The organism is Novosphingobium sp. BL-S-34 (assembly GCF_056857015.1).
In genome coordinates this window covers 1865671-1879091 of sequence record NZ_CM166472.1, presented here as the reverse complement: position 1 = coordinate 1879091, position 13421 = coordinate 1865671, and the positions used below count along the sequence as shown (strand labels likewise).

Genomic DNA, 13421 nt, shown 5'->3' with positions numbered 1-13421 from the left:
GTCCCCGCGCATGGACAAGCCTTGCTCGAAGCGATCGAGCGAGGGCGTCATATAGAAGTGGAGGGGCCTGGTGTCAAACCGTCTGGCGATGGCGCGCAGAAAGATTCGCGAAAGCGGAGGGCGCGCGTCAATCCAGAAGCGACAGTATCGTCAATTTTCGCGTGAACGTAAAATTAACATCCGGCGGGGTCAATTTAATAGAGCGCGGCAGAGTCGAACGGATATGTGTATAAATGCGTAGATGTGTGCATTTCGTCCGGCTTTTCATTTCCTTTCGTCTCTTGGCAAGTCATTTCGGCGTAACTTCATCGTCTCCCATGCATTGAGCTTGCATGGAAAAAGATCCCGCCCCCCGCTCGTATGGCGCGGTAACGGCGATTGCCGCCGTTTTCGTGCTTTCTGCAACCTCGGCTCTGGCCCCCGCTCAGGCCCAGGACATGACGTCCGGTACCACCTTGCCGACCCAGCCGGGCTCGGCGCCGGTTCCCAGCACGGTCGTGGTGCCTGCTCTGCCCAGCGCCGTGCCGCCGGCGCCCGCGCCGGTGGCGCCCCAGGTTGTGCTGCCCGATTTCAGTCCAGCACCGGCCGTGGCTGCGCCGGAAGCAGCCGCCCCTGAAGCGGCCTCGGGCGCAAGCAATGCGGCGCCGCTGCCCGCAGCGCCTGCCGGGGCGGCTGGCAGTACGGCGCCGGCGCGGGCTGTCGCCCGCTCGGCTCCCGAGCCGACCCGCGTGCCCACGGCGGCCGATGCGGGCGCCGCGCGTGACGGGGCGCTCGCCCGCGGCGATGCTCCGCCGCCTGTCGCTGCGCCGCCGCGTGATGCATCGTCCTCTAGCCCATCCGCGGCCGCGCTGGCTGCACCCGCTGCCAGCGCGCCTGCCGGCAATGGAGCGGCCCGAAACGAGGGTCTGCCGGTCGAGGGTGTCCTTGGCCTGCTGGCGGCCCTTGGCGTGGCCGGTGCGGGTATCGCGGCGATGATGATGCGTCGCCGCAAGCCCGAACCGGAGGCCGATTCCTATTCCGAGCCCTGGGCAGCGACCTCCGTCGACGACAGGGCCTATGTGCAGCCGCTGGAACCCGCCGCGGAGGCGCGCCCTGCCGAGGCCGCCGTGCCGATTGCGACCGCGGCCGTGATCCCGCCGCCAACAGGTCCTTCGGCCGATGCGATGGCGGAAGGTCCCGTGCCCTTGCAGCAGGATCGCCGGGCCTTGCTCGAAGCCATGGTCGATGCGCCGCCTGACGCCGCCAATCCCTTCACCTCGCGCAAGGGCCGCATGCGCCGCGCGCGCCTGATTCTGCAACGCCGCGAGCATGCGCAGACCGAGGGCAAGCCCTTCGACTGGCGCACCTACAAGCCAACGACCACGCCCGCCGCGCCGGCAATTGCCGGGCGCAAGGAGCCGGTCGAGGTCTGACGCCGCGCTGCCGTAACCCCTACGCGGCAAGCCGGCGTGTGCGGGGCGGTTCCTCAGGGAGCCGCCCCGCTTTTCGTTGCCTGCGCGATTCGCGGGTCCTGACCTGACAGACCTGGCACGGCCGTCGCTTCCCGCGCGGCCATGGAACCGGGTGTGGGGGCACTCGGGAACTGGATCCAGAGTGGCGGATTCTCGTGCATTTTCGACGGTGCTTCTCGAAAAGCAACGAGCCTCATATCGTTTTTCAATATTATTGTTTGACGATATGCCGAATCGAGTTTATTGAATTTCGATATCAGGCATATCGGAGAACGAACAATGATCTTCTCGACTACCCAGGCCGCCAGCCGGCCTTTCGCCATTGCCCTTTCCCTGGCTTTCGTTGCCGGCTTCTGGCTGCCGACGATCTCCACGCCCGCGCATGCGGCCGATACGGCGGTCCATGAGACGGCCGCCCGCGACGGCGCCGTCACGCGCATCGTCATCGCCGCGCCCGTCGCGCCGGCCTTGATGTAAGCCGAACAGAAAAGGGGCAGGACGATGACTTCCACCATGCACGCGCTCACCCGCGATCCGCTGCTCGCCATTGCCAAGGGCATGCTCTGGTTCCTGATGGGCGCGATGGCCCTCGCCATCGGCGCCTGCCTCGTCGCGATCCCGGCGATGCTGGCGTTCCAGAACGAGATCTCGGCGGAAATGGCCAGGGAAATGCCGCTGCTGCTGCCGCAGTTCTATTGGGTGGTCAGCGGGATCCTGGTCCTCGCGGCGGTCCTTTGCCGGGTGCTGTTCCGGATATTCCAGCTGCTGAAGCGCATCGTCGGCACCGTGGGCGACGGCGACCCCTTCGTCCCCGAGAACGCCCGGCGGCTGACGCAGATGGCGTGGCTCAGCCTTGTCGTGCAGCTTCTCGGCCTGCCGCTCTCGGCGCTGGGCGCGCTGATCAACAAGATCGGCAAGGGCGAGACTCATCTGGACTCGATCGGCGGCATCTCGGGCAATGGCCTGCTGCTCATGCTGATCCTGTTCATCCTGGCGCGGGTCTTCCGCAAGGGCGCCGAGATGCGCGCCGAACTGGAAGGGACGGTCTGATGGGCGAAGACAGCACAGAAGGAGGCAATATCGTGGTGAAGCTCGACGACCTGCTCCATGCCCGCCGCATGACGCTGACCGAACTGGCGGAGCGCATCGGCATCACCCTGGCCAACCTCTCGATCCTCAAGACCGGCAAGGCCAAGGCCATCCGCTTCTCCACGCTGGAAGCGATCTGCCGGGAACTGGATTGCCAGCCCGGAGACCTGCTGGGCTACGATGCCGCCGGCGATGCCATCTGAGATCGATTGACTCGCGAAACTTGACTCGGGCCGCGCTTTCAGCCAAAGGCGCGGCCGAACCACATGGGTCCCGGCCCATGGTTCATCCGTCCGAGACAGTTGGTGCCCTCGATTTGCGAGGGCTTAATTTCCAGCCTAGACGGGGAACAGGAAAATTTCCGGCCCGGCATTCCTTCGCGGAATGTGGTGCCAGGTTCGTGTTTCGGCACGAAAAACTCCTTCCCCATCGCCAACGGACTCGCCCGAAGTGCATTTGCGCTTCGGACAAACGTAGCCGGCCGTGCGGGATGCAAGTCCCAAGCGGTCACATGTGAAGGAGTAAGGCATGGATCGTTTGCAGAAAGCCGATTCGGTCGCCCAGCTCAACGCAGTCTTCAACGAGGTCGGCGTGGTGGTCATCACCCGTAACCTCGGCATGTCGGTGGCCCAGTCCACCGCCCTGCGCGGCAAGATTCGTGATGCCGGTGCTACCTATAAGGTTGCAAAGAACAGTCTTGCCAAGCTTGCCATCGCGGACACCGACTATGTCGGTATCGGCGACTTCCTCAGCGGCCCGACGGCCATCGCCACCTCGGTGGACCCCGTCGCAGCAGCCAAGGCCGTCGTCGACTTCGCCAAGACGACCGACAAGATCGAGATCGTCGGCGGCGCGATGGGTTCGCAGGTTCTGAACGCCGATGGTGTCAAGGCTCTCGCCTCGATGCCCTCGCTCGACGAACTGCGCGCCAAGCTCATCGGCCTCGTTCAGGCTCCGGCGACCAAGATCGCACAGCTTCAGACCGCTCCGGCGGCCAAGCTGGCGCGCGTCTTCGCTGCCTACGCCGACAAGGCTGCTTGAGCTCAGGCCTGAGGCGGTCTCTCGCAGATCGCCAAAGGGCAAGCCTAAGCAATTCTATTCGTTTCGATTTATCCCGGTGGACCGCATCCAGCACCCCGGGACCACAGATCAGGAGTTATTATCATGGCCGATATCGCCAAGCTTGTTGAAGAACTGTCGCAGCTGACCGTCCTCGAGGCCGCTGACCTCGCCAAGGCCCTTGAAGAAGCATGGGGCGTTTCCGCCGCTGCCGCTGTTGCCGTGGCTGCTGCCCCGGCCGGCGACGCTGGCGCCGCTGTCGAAGAGAAGACCGAATTCGACGTCATCCTCACCGGCGACGGTGGCAAGAAGATCCAGGTCATCAAGGAAGTCCGCGCCATCACCGGTCTGGGCCTCGCTGAAGCCAAGGCTCTCGTCGAAGGCGCTCCCAAGGCTGTCAAGGAAGGCGTCAACAAGACCGAAGCCGAAGACATCAAGAAGAAGATCGAAGAAGCCGGCGGCACCGTCGAGCTCAAGTAATCCGCTGCGGGTTTCGGCCCGCAAGGATTCTCCCGGATTCGCTCCGGGATCGATCTCTCGGGTCTTCCGAGCAGACAGGGAAGGGCGGCTCCTCGGAGCCGCCCTTTCTTTTTGCCCGCTTGACGGTCCGGGTATATCTCCATAACGCGATATATAACGTGATATGGAGTTGAATGCATGACCGATGTGATCGCCCGCCTCGGCGGTGTCTATCTCGGCAGCCGCCTCAAGCGCCTGGCCGAGCGGCTCCAGGGCGATGCCGCGCAGATCATCCAGGCGGCGGGGATTCCCGCGCAGCCGGGCCAGATGCCGCTGCTGACCGCGCTTGACGATGGCGCCAGAACGATCGGCCAGCTTGCCGAGGCCGTGGGCTCCAGTCAGCCCGGCGTCACCCGCGCGATCGGCCAGCTCGCCGCACAGGGACTGGTTCAGACGGCCCAGGGCAGCGACCTTCGCCAGCGGCACGTATCGCTCACCCCGGCCGGCGAAACGGCCATGGCGCGGACGCGCATGCATGTCTGGCCCGGCATCGGGCTGGCCGTGGACGAGATGTGCGGCGGCGACACCGCGGCCTTGCTGGCGCTTCTGGAGCGGGTCGAGAACGCGCTGGACGAATCCTCGATGGTGGCGCGCTACGATCGGCTGAAGCCGCCCGTCCTGCGCATTCGCGAATTCGAGGATGGCCTTGCCCAGGATTTCCATGACATCAATGCGGAGTGGATCGCGGCGATGTTCCGCCTCGAACCCACCGATCGCGAGGTTCTGGAAAACCCGCGCCAGCGGATCGTCGATCCGGGCGGGGCGATCCTGTTCGTGGAAGCGGAAGGGCTGGGGATCGTCGGCACTTGCGCGTTGCAGAAGACGGGCGAGCGGTCGTTCGAACTCACGAAAATGGGGGTGCGGGCTTCTGCACGCGGGTTGAAGGCCGGGGAATTCCTGCTCGATGCCATGATTGCGCGGGCAGGGGAGATGGGCGCCGATCCGCTCTATCTCCTGACCAACAGGCACTGCGAGGCGGCGATCCACCTCTACGAAAAGCTGGGTTTCCGCCACGATGCCGGCATCATGGCGCTGTACGGCGCGCGCTACGAGCGGTGCGACGTGGCCATGCTCCACAGGCGATGAGCTGAGCCTGCGCGGGCCTGAAGCGAAGGGGCGCCGTCATCCGGCGTTCAGCTTGGCGGGCGCAGCTTTCGCCTCCGGAAGGGCTGCACCGACGGCTCGCTTTCAGGAGTTGTTTGCCCATGCGAATGCCTTCGAGGACATATCTTTTCGGCGCTGCCGCGCTGGCCCTGCTGGGCGCGGGCGTGGCCGAAGCAGCCACGGCCAGGCTGCACACGATGAACGTCGACGCGCCGGACGGTTCGCAGATCCAGGTTCGCTACTTCGGCGATACCGCGCCGCAAGTGGAAGTCGTGCCCGTGGAAGCCGCCGCCGAGGTCGGTGATGCCGGTGATGCCAGTGATGCCAGTGACGGCGGGGTCATGGCCGATCCCTTCATGGCAATGGCGCGGATCTCGGCAGCGATGGATGCGCGCATGGATGCGATGATGCAGCAGGCGGCGCTCGTCCAACGCCATGCCGCGCAGATGCAGCAGCAGGCGGTGGCCGGCGGCAACGCGCAGGGTGCACCCGGCATGATCCTGGCCGGAGACATGCCGGCCGGCTCGCATGTGACGTATTATTCCTCGTCCACCGACGCGCGGGGCTGCACACGCTCGGTCTCCTACAGCTCCGACGGCTCCGGGGCGGCGCCGAAGTTGACGCAAGCCGCTTCGGACGGCTGCGATGCCGCCGGGGCCACGAACCGTGCCATCCCGGCCACTCTCCCCGCCCGGATCGAGCCCGCTGCCGAGCAGCAGGTCCCGCCCGGCCGCAAGGTCTGATTCGCTTTCCCGGTCCTGGCTCCGGCCGCACCTTCGGCCTCACCCCCCGCAAGGACCGGTGGAAAGAAGGGCGCCGCGCGTACCCGCGGCGCCCTTCATTTCGCAACCCAAGTCAGCCGGCCAGGCCAAGTCAGCCGGCCAGGCCAAGTCAGCCGGCCAGGCCAAGTCAGCCGCCAGGCCAAGTCAGCCGGCCAGGCCAAGTCAGCCGGCCAGGCCAAGTCAGCCGGCCAGGCCGATGACGGCGCTTCCCTGGAAGCCGTCCGCCGCAGAGCCGCCGACCTCCAGTGTCATCACCTTGATCCGCTCGGCGCCATTGTCGCCGAAAACCATGTCGCGCGCGATCTCGCGGGATTGCGCCCAGGTTCGCGCCGAGCGCGCGTAGATCGAGGACGTGTAGGCCGCGTCGCAGGTCTCGGCGGGGACGGCGAGTTGCGAGGTCAGGCGCGCGAATTTCCCCGCCGTCGCGACTGGCAGGCTGGTGAAGGCTTCGAAGTGGATATGGGGATAGCGGCCCATGTAGCACCCCGGCACGATCGTGCGGAACCGGACGAGGCCGTTGTCGTCAGTGACCTGCAATCCGCGCAGCCAGCTGCGATCCGGCTGGTCGTAGAGCGAATACTGGCCGTTCGGATCGCAGTGCCAGAGATAGATGGCATGGCCCGGAAGTGGCATGCAGCCGGTGTTGACGTCGACAAGGCGCAGCGAGAGGTCGAGCGGGATGCCGGGCACTGTGTTGCCGCCGCCGATGTCGCTGCGAATGTCCTGGCGTTGCAGGCCCGAGCGGCCGAGCACGTTGGCCATCTGTCCGCGCGCCGTGTTGGAGCCATCTGCAGGATAGGGGCCCTCAGTCTCACGCGCGAAGGCCACGCAGCGCGTGCCGTCGGGTGCGGTGCCGGTGACGACCGGGCCGTTGTCGATCTGCGGCGGCGGTCCTCCCGGGCCATGATCGCCGAAGCCGCCGGGCGGGGGACCGCGCCTGCCGCCGGGCGGTGGGCCGCGCATGCCGTCAGCCGGCGGGCCGCCCCAGCCGCCGGACGGCGGCCCTTCCGGCGGTCCGCTCCGGCCCGCAGGCGCAGCGCAGCCGGCTAGTGCGGCGAGTCCGCCGATCGCGCCCAGCGAAAGCATTCGCCGCCGGCCGAGATTCATCTGTTCGATCCGCGTCAGGTCCGCCGCAAGGCCTTCCCGTTCCTGTCTGTCCATCCGTTCTTCTTCTGCTGGAAGCCATGTCGCACCATGGCAGGCCCTAGCAGCGTGAAGCGGCGGATCGCGGTCGTAAATTGTCGCCGATGGTAACCCGGCCGGGGCCGAGCGACGGTCTCACTTCAGGGATTCGAGGTAGTCGATCACGTCCTGGCGCTTTTTCGGATCGGGCACGCCGATCACCATCTTCGTGCCGGGCACCATCTTCATCGGACCCTGGAGCCAGGTGTCGAGCGACTGCCGGTCCCAGGTCACGCCCGAACCCTTGAGGGCGGGGCTGAAGTTGTAGCCGGGTACATCGCCGGCCTTGGTGCCGACGATCCCGAACAGCGAGGGGCCGACGCCGTTGCGGCCCGGTTCCACCGCGTGGCAAGAACGGCAGACGGCAAAGGCCGCCGGCGCATCGGCGGCAGCCTGGGCACTGCCCGGCGCGGGGCTGGCGGACGTTCCGGCATCCGCGGAAGTCTGCGCGGTTTCGGACCTATCCTGACCCGATCCGCCGCAAGCGGTGAGGACGAGCAGGGGGGCGATCAGGGAAGCAACAGTAATAAGGCGTGCAGGCGTCATGGTTCCTCCGGCGCTGCGGTGGTGCCTATTCGACCGGGCGTGGGATGGAAAGCCATGACGCAGCGCAAATCGGCCTTTGAAGCCGCAGGAAAACGGCAGGAATTTCCTTTCGCTTGTCGGTCCGCTCCCGTATCGCCCTGACCGATAATGGCTTCGCACCTTCTACCTTCGACTTTTCGCGCCGAATTGGGCGCCACCATGCGTCTTGCCGGGCCGCTGGCGCTCGCCAACCTGCTGCAGATGGCGGTCTTCGCCACCGATGTGATTTTCGTGGCACGCCTGGGGCAGCAGGCCCTGGCGGCCTCAAGCCTGGCGATCGCGATCGTCGCGCTGATGATGATGGGCATCAATGGCGTGACCGGCGCGGTTGCCCCGCTGATCGCTGCTGAAATCGGCCGCCGCCGCAATTCCGTGCGCGAAGTGCGCCGCTCGACGCGCATGGCGCTGTGGGTGGCGGTCCTGTTCAGCCTCGGCGCCATCGCGCTGTCGCAATTGGGCAACCTGCTGATGGAAGCCACCGGGCAGGATCCCGAGGTTTCCGTGACGGCGTCGGCCTTCCTCAGGCTGGTGAGCATCGCCGTGCTGCCGATGACCATCGCCAACGTGCTGCGCACCTTCGTTTCCGCGCTGGGCCGGCCGTTCTTCGCCACGGTGATCACGGCGCTGGCGATCGGCGTCAATGCCACCGGCAACTACGTTCTGGTCTTCGGACACTTCGGCTTTCCGGCGCTCGGCCTCATGGGTTCCGCGCTGGCCAGCATCACCACGGCCTGCGTGATGGTGCTGGCCTATATCGTGGCCATCCGCAGCGACCGCCGCCTGCGCCGCTATCATGTGCTTGGGCGCATCTGGCGGACCGAATGGCAGCGCCTGCGCCAGATCCTCTCGCTCGGCCTGCCGATCGCGGCGACGCTCATTGCGGAGGGCGGACTGTTCAGCGGCGCCGCGTTCCTGATGGGGCGCATCGGCGAAGCGCAGCTTGCCGCCCATACCGTCGCCCTCCAGATCGCGGCTTTTGCCTTCCAGGTGCCGTTTGGCGTGGGTCAGGCCGCGACGATCCGGGTCGGCTATCACTACGGCGCGGGCAACCGCATCGGCGTGGGCCTGGCAGGCTGGGCTGCGATCACCGTGGCGATGATCTTCATGGTCCTCTCGGCATCGACCATGCTGCTGGCGCCGCGCTTCATCCTTTCCGCCTATGTCGACGTGGAGGCGCCGCAGAACGCCGTGCTCGTGGGTTTTGCGCTGCATTTCCTGTTCGTGGCGGCGATATTCCAGCTGACCGACGGGCTCCAGGCGGTGGCGGCCGGCGCTCTGCGCGGCATCCAGGACACCCGCGTGCCGATGGCCATCGCGCTGTTCGGATACTGGGTCACGGGCTTCGCCACCTCGGCCCTGCTCGGCCTGTTCACCCCGCTGGAAGGCGTGGGCGTGTGGATCGGCCTGGCCGTGGGGCTGACCGTGGCGGCGGTGCTGCTGCTGGCGCGCTGGCACTGGCGCGATGAGTTCCACCTCGACCGGGTGTAACCGTCTCGTCTCATCCCGCGCCCATACCGGGTGAGAAATTTTTGGAAGCGATGCGCTTGACGTCGCCTCGGGCCAGAACCATATCCACGGCCGTTGGCACTCTACAACCATGAGTGCCAATTCCAGTTTCTTGCCCTTTAGTTCGTAGGATTAGGGAGATCCCCATGACTTTCCGCCCGCTGCACGACCGTGTTCTCGTGCGCCGCGTCGAGGCCGAAGAAAAGACGGCCGGTGGCATCATCATCCCCGACAGCGCCAAGGAAAAGCCGGCTGAAGGCGAAATCGTCGCCGTCGGCACCGGCGCCCGCGCCGAAAACGGCACCATCACTCCGCTCGACGTCAAGGTCGGCGACCGCGTGCTGTTCGGCAAGTGGTCCGGCACCGAAGTCAAGGTTAGCGGCGAAGACCTGCTGATCATGAAGGAATCGGACATCCTCGGCGTTATCGGCTGAGAATCGACGATTTCCGCATTTTCCAGATTTTCTAAAAGGAATTCAAAATGGCAGCCAAGGACGTAAAGTTCGGCCGCGACGCGCGTGAACGCATTCTCGCCGGCGTCGACACCCTCGCCAACGCCGTCAAGGTGACCCTGGGCCCCAAGGGCCGCAACGTCGTGATCGAGAAGAGCTTCGGCGCTCCCCGCATCACCAAGGACGGTGTCTCGGTCGCCAAGGAAATCGAACTCAAGGACAAGTTCGAGAACATGGGCGCGCAGATGCTGCGCGAAGTGGCCTCGAAGGCCAACGACAAGGCCGGTGACGGCACCACCACCGCGACCGTCCTCGCCCAGGCGATCGTTCGCGAAGGCATGAAGTCGGTTGCCGCCGGCATCAACCCGATGGACCTCAAGCGCGGTATCGACCTCGCCGTCCACAAGGTCGTCGAAAACCTCAAGACCCGCTCGACCCCGGTCGCCGGTTCGGCCGAAATCGCCCAGGTCGGCATCATCTCCGCCAACGGCGACGTCGAAGTCGGCGAGAAGATCGCCGAAGCGATGGAGAAGGTCGGCAAGGAAGGCGTGATCACCGTTGAAGAGGCCAAGGGTCTCGAATTCGAACTCGATGTCGTCGAAGGCATGCAGTTCGACCGCGGCTACCTCTCGCCCTACTTCGTCACCAACCCCGACAAGATGACGGTCGAGCTCGAAAACCCCTACATCCTCATCCACGAAAAGAAGCTTTCGTCGCTCCAGGCGCTGCTTCCGATCCTGGAAGCCGTGGTGCAGTCGGGTCGTCCGCTCCTCATCATCGCCGAAGACATCGAGGGTGAAGCCCTCGCCACGCTCGTCGTCAACAAGCTGCGTGGCGGCCTGAAGATCGCGGCCGTAAAGGCTCCGGGCTTCGGCGATCGTCGCAAGGCCATGCTGGGCGACATCGCCACGCTGACCGCCGGCGAGATGATCTCGGAAGACCTCGGCATCAAGCTTGAGAGCGTCACGCTCGGCATGCTTGGCGAAGCCAAGAAGGTCACCATCGACAAGGACAACACCGTCATCGTCGACGGCGCCGGTTCGCATGACGAAATCAAGGGCCGCGTCGAGCAGATCCGTTCGCAGATCGAAGTCACGACTTCGGACTACGACCGTGAAAAGCTGCAGGAACGCCTGGCCAAGCTGGCCGGCGGCGTTGCCGTCATCAAGGTCGGCGGTGCCACCGAAGTCGAAGTGAAGGAACGCAAGGACCGCGTCGACGACGCTCTCCACGCGACCCGCGCTGCGGTTGAAGAAGGCATCGTCCCCGGCGGCGGTACCGCGCTGCTCTACGCGATCCGCGCTCTCGACGGCCTGGCCGGCGCGAACGAAGACCAAACCCGCGGCGTGGACATCGTCCGCAAGGCGATCTCGGCTCCGGTGAAGCAGATCGCCGAGAACGCCGGCAGCGACGGCGCCGTCGTTGCAGGCAAGCTGCTCGACCAGACCGACGAGAACATCGGCTTCAACGCCGCGACCGACGTCTACGAGAACCTGAAGGCTGCCGGCGTGATCGACCCGACCAAGGTCGTCCGCACCGCGCTGCAGGATGCGGCTTCGGTCGCCGGCCTGCTGATCACCACCGAAGCGGCGATCAGCGACAAGCCGGAAGACAAGGCCTCCATGCCGGCAATGCCCGACATGGGCGGCATGGGCGGCATGGGCGGCTTCTAAGCCACTCCCGTCACCGACGCGAATTGGGGCCGGAAGGAGCGATCCTTCCGGCCCTTTTTCTTGGCCGGGTAAACGGCAACGACATTCGCCTACTCCCATCCTTTCGTCATTGCGCGCAATGACGAAAGGATGGGAGCGGTTTTCATCCAGCCAGTGTTACCTTCGCTCAACGGATTCGTTCATCTGGGCGAAAGGATTGTACGATTCCGAGCAATTGCCCGCATGGAACATGCAGTTCGTCGCGCCGGGCTGGCGCTTTATCTCGCTACCGTTAACTCTGTAGGAACATGTACAAGTACAGGGTGGGATCTGCATGATCGGGGCAGAGAAACTCGTTGCGCAGTGCCGCAAGGGCACGGGGCGCTTCCTTCAGATTGCGGGCTTGGTCGCCGCGGGCCTTTCGCTGGGCAGCTTGTCGCTGGCACCGGCGCAGGCGCAAGTCCGGACGCAGTTCCGCGCCCATTCGGGTGCCGTCAATGCGTCGGGCTCCAGCTATCAGGCCGGGGCCATCGGCGATGTGCAGGATTCGTTCGATTCGGTGTTCGGCACCGAGGAACGGGCGCCACGCACCTATTCCAGCGATTTCGGTAAGCAGCTCGCTTCGGTGGCGAACGCCTCGCAGGGCCGCATCGGCGTTGCCGCGATGGACCTGTCCACCGGACGCATGGTCGACGTGCTGGGCAACCAGCGCTTTCCCATGGCCAGCACCAGCAAGATCGCCATTGCCGCGACATTCCTGGAAGGCGTGGACAAGGGCAAATGGACGCTTTCCAGCGAGTTCCCGCTGATGGTTCCAGTGCCCTCCGCGCCGTTCTCCAGCGCCGTCGCGCCGGTGCGGGCCGGCACTTACATGAGCGCCCGCCAGCTGATCGAGCTGATGATCACCCGCTCGAACAACTACGCCACGGACGCCTTGCTCAAGGTGGTGGGCGGGCCATCGGCCGTGAACGCCTGGGTCCGCCGGACCGGCATCGATGAGTGGCATATCGACCGCGACATCGCCACCCTGGTCCGCGACGATGGCGCCATCGATCCCGCCAAGGTCGTCGACAAGCGCGACAGCGCGACGCCGATCGCGGTGGTCGAACTGCTCTCGGGCATCTACCAGGGCAAGTGGATGAGCAAGCAGGGCCGCGACGTCCTGCTCGGCGCCATGAGCCGCACCGTCACAGGCAAGCGGCGCATTCGCGCGGGGCTTCCCGCCGAAGTTTCGGTTTCGCACAAGACCGGATCGCTCAACAACACCTCCAGCGACATCGGCATCATCGAGACGCCGGACGGCCGGGCCTATGCCGTGGCGATCTATGTCACCGGACAGGGCACGCGCCCGAACCGCGAGGCGCGTATCGCCAGCATCGCCCGCGCCATCTACGAGGGCTACCTGGCGGAAGGCTCTTCCTACCGCACTGCCGTGCGCTGAGCTTCTGCACGGCCCCGGCCGTTGAAGAAAGCCACGAAAAAGGCGCTTCGGACCGGGTCCGAAGCGCCTTTTTCGTAATCGCAACCGGGCGGCGGGCGCCCGGTCCGCGAGGATCAGTGCTGGTCGGCGGCGTCGTGCGGGGTGCTTTCCGCATCGGTGACGTCGGCGGCGGCCTTCTCGGCATCGGCGGCGATGTCGTCAGTGGTCTTTTCGGCCTTCTTGGCAGCGTCGGCCGCGGCATCCTTCACGCCGTCGGCAGCGTCGCCCGCAGCGTCCGAAGCCTTGGCGCCGAGATCGGTCATGGCATCGCCCACGTCATCGGCAGCGTCCGACACGTCGCTGGCAGCCGAAGTGGCGGTGTCCGATGCGGCGTCCTGCGTCTTCTCGGAGCAGGCGGCGAGCGACAGGGCCGCGACGGCGGCAGTGGCGGCGATAACGATCTTGCGCATGTTCTCGGTATTCCCTCGTTTGCTGAAAGCGTTTGCTGAAAAGACAAACCCTGTGAGCCCATCCGCGCGGATGCGGGCGGCTTCCCCCCGTGGAAGGAGAAACTAGGCCGCTCGGACGCGCGATTCAAGCAGTCGCGGGCAAACGACGGG

The 13421-nt window shown here is 65.7% G+C and carries 15 protein-coding genes; 12 read left to right on the top strand and 3 right to left on the bottom strand.

Annotation, left to right across the window (positions count from 1 at the left end; all coding sequences use genetic code 11):
- Positions 1 to 332: 332 nt before the first annotated feature.
- The 8 genes from AC1VV3_RS08925 to AC1VV3_RS08890 all read left to right on the top strand — a co-directional run bounded on the left by AC1VV3_RS08925 (position 333) and on the right by AC1VV3_RS08890 (position 5965).
- A complete protein-coding gene (locus AC1VV3_RS08925) occupies positions 333 to 1412 on the top strand; it encodes a hypothetical protein (protein ID WP_482961576.1) in 1080 nt (359 codons plus the stop codon).
- A gap of 318 nt (positions 1413 to 1730) precedes the next feature.
- The gene (locus AC1VV3_RS08920) at positions 1731 to 1928 is read left to right on the top strand and encodes a hypothetical protein (RefSeq protein ID WP_482961575.1); all 198 of its coding nucleotides are present in this window, start codon (positions 1731 to 1733) and stop codon (positions 1926 to 1928) included.
- Between the two features lie 24 nt (positions 1929 to 1952).
- Positions 1953 to 2501, top strand: a complete 549-nt coding sequence (locus AC1VV3_RS08915) for a DUF2975 domain-containing protein (protein ID WP_482961574.1) — start codon at positions 1953 to 1955, stop codon at positions 2499 to 2501.
- Complete coding sequence (locus AC1VV3_RS08910; protein ID WP_482961573.1) at positions 2501 to 2743, top strand: helix-turn-helix domain-containing protein; 243 nt, start codon at positions 2501 to 2503, stop codon at positions 2741 to 2743. Before AC1VV3_RS08915 ends, AC1VV3_RS08910 begins: the two co-directional genes overlap by 1 nt.
- A 325-nt stretch (positions 2744 to 3068) precedes the next feature.
- Complete coding sequence (rplJ, locus tag AC1VV3_RS08905; RefSeq protein ID WP_132264521.1) at positions 3069 to 3581, top strand: 50S ribosomal protein L10; 513 nt, start codon at positions 3069 to 3071, stop codon at positions 3579 to 3581.
- A gap of 123 nt (positions 3582 to 3704) precedes the next feature.
- Positions 3705 to 4079, top strand: coding sequence for a 50S ribosomal protein L7/L12 (rplL, locus tag AC1VV3_RS08900; RefSeq protein WP_132264523.1), 375 nt, complete (start codon positions 3705 to 3707; stop codon positions 4077 to 4079).
- A 177-nt stretch (positions 4080 to 4256) separates the two neighbouring features.
- Positions 4257 to 5204, top strand: coding sequence for a bifunctional helix-turn-helix transcriptional regulator/GNAT family N-acetyltransferase (locus AC1VV3_RS08895; RefSeq protein WP_482961572.1), 948 nt, complete (start codon positions 4257 to 4259; stop codon positions 5202 to 5204).
- A 119-nt stretch (positions 5205 to 5323) separates the two neighbouring features.
- Positions 5324 to 5965, top strand: a complete 642-nt coding sequence (locus AC1VV3_RS08890) for a hypothetical protein (RefSeq protein WP_482961571.1) — start codon at positions 5324 to 5326, stop codon at positions 5963 to 5965.
- A 219-nt stretch (positions 5966 to 6184) separates the two neighbouring features.
- On the opposite strand, the gene AC1VV3_RS08885 is transcribed toward AC1VV3_RS08890, so the two are convergent.
- On the bottom strand, positions 6185 to 7165 hold the full coding sequence (locus AC1VV3_RS08885) for a dioxygenase family protein (RefSeq protein ID WP_482961570.1): 981 nt from the start codon (positions 7163 to 7165) through the stop codon (positions 6185 to 6187).
- A gap of 117 nt (positions 7166 to 7282) precedes the next feature.
- Entirely contained in the window at positions 7283 to 7732 is a 450-nt protein-coding gene (locus AC1VV3_RS08880) for a c-type cytochrome (RefSeq protein ID WP_482961569.1), read from the bottom strand.
- A gap of 147 nt (positions 7733 to 7879) precedes the next feature.
- Between AC1VV3_RS08880 and AC1VV3_RS08875 the strand changes: the two genes are divergently transcribed.
- The 4 genes from AC1VV3_RS08875 to AC1VV3_RS08860 all read left to right on the top strand — a co-directional run bounded on the left by AC1VV3_RS08875 (position 7880) and on the right by AC1VV3_RS08860 (position 12822).
- Positions 7880 to 9259 (top strand): MATE family efflux transporter, encoded by a 1380-nt coding sequence (locus tag AC1VV3_RS08875; RefSeq protein ID WP_465127608.1) that lies wholly within the window; start codon positions 7880 to 7882, stop codon positions 9257 to 9259.
- Positions 9260 to 9423: 164 nt separating this feature from the next.
- Positions 9424 to 9711: a co-chaperone GroES gene (gene groES / locus AC1VV3_RS08870; protein WP_110763794.1), complete on the top strand. Its 288-nt coding sequence runs from the start codon at positions 9424 to 9426 to the stop codon at positions 9709 to 9711.
- A 47-nt stretch (positions 9712 to 9758) separates the two neighbouring features.
- Positions 9759 to 11402: a chaperonin GroEL gene (groL, locus tag AC1VV3_RS08865; protein WP_132264534.1), complete on the top strand. Its 1644-nt coding sequence runs from the start codon at positions 9759 to 9761 to the stop codon at positions 11400 to 11402.
- A 313-nt stretch (positions 11403 to 11715) separates the two neighbouring features.
- Entirely contained in the window at positions 11716 to 12822 is a 1107-nt protein-coding gene (locus AC1VV3_RS08860) for a serine hydrolase (protein ID WP_482961568.1), read from the top strand.
- Between the two features lie 113 nt (positions 12823 to 12935).
- Here the strand turns inward: AC1VV3_RS08860 and AC1VV3_RS08855 are convergent, their stop codons facing one another.
- On the bottom strand, positions 12936 to 13271 hold the full coding sequence (locus AC1VV3_RS08855) for a hypothetical protein (RefSeq protein ID WP_134094748.1): 336 nt from the start codon (positions 13269 to 13271) through the stop codon (positions 12936 to 12938).
- Positions 13272 to 13421 lie beyond the last annotated feature (150 nt).

Bases quoted from the DNA above. Each gene is read 5' to 3' on its own strand.
- AC1VV3_RS08925 (WP_482961576.1), top strand. From the start codon at position 333: ATGGAAAAAGATCCCGCCCCCCGCTCGTATGGCGCGGTAACGGCGATT.
- AC1VV3_RS08895 (WP_482961572.1), top strand. From the start codon at position 4,257: ATGACCGATGTGATCGCCCGCCTCGGCGGTGTCTATCTCGGCAGCCGC.
- rplL (WP_132264523.1), top strand. From the start codon at position 3,705: ATGGCCGATATCGCCAAGCTTGTTGAAGAACTGTCGCAGCTGACCGTC.
- AC1VV3_RS08860 (WP_482961568.1), top strand. From the start codon at position 11,716: ATGATCGGGGCAGAGAAACTCGTTGCGCAGTGCCGCAAGGGCACGGGG.
- AC1VV3_RS08910 (WP_482961573.1), top strand. From the start codon at position 2,501: ATGGGCGAAGACAGCACAGAAGGAGGCAATATCGTGGTGAAGCTCGAC.
- groL (WP_132264534.1), top strand. From the start codon at position 9,759: ATGGCAGCCAAGGACGTAAAGTTCGGCCGCGACGCGCGTGAACGCATT.
- rplJ (WP_132264521.1), top strand. From the start codon at position 3,069: ATGGATCGTTTGCAGAAAGCCGATTCGGTCGCCCAGCTCAACGCAGTC.
- AC1VV3_RS08920 (WP_482961575.1), top strand. From the start codon at position 1,731: ATGATCTTCTCGACTACCCAGGCCGCCAGCCGGCCTTTCGCCATTGCC.
- AC1VV3_RS08875 (WP_465127608.1), top strand. From the start codon at position 7,880: ATGGCTTCGCACCTTCTACCTTCGACTTTTCGCGCCGAATTGGGCGCC.
- groES (WP_110763794.1), top strand. From the start codon at position 9,424: ATGACTTTCCGCCCGCTGCACGACCGTGTTCTCGTGCGCCGCGTCGAG.
- AC1VV3_RS08880 (WP_482961569.1), bottom strand. From the start codon at position 7,732: ATGACGCCTGCACGCCTTATTACTGTTGCTTCCCTGATCGCCCCCCTG.
- AC1VV3_RS08890 (WP_482961571.1), top strand. From the start codon at position 5,324: ATGCGAATGCCTTCGAGGACATATCTTTTCGGCGCTGCCGCGCTGGCC.
- AC1VV3_RS08855 (WP_134094748.1), bottom strand. From the start codon at position 13,271: ATGCGCAAGATCGTTATCGCCGCCACTGCCGCCGTCGCGGCCCTGTCG.
- AC1VV3_RS08885 (WP_482961570.1), bottom strand. From the start codon at position 7,165: ATGGACAGACAGGAACGGGAAGGCCTTGCGGCGGACCTGACGCGGATC.
- AC1VV3_RS08915 (WP_482961574.1), top strand. From the start codon at position 1,953: ATGACTTCCACCATGCACGCGCTCACCCGCGATCCGCTGCTCGCCATT.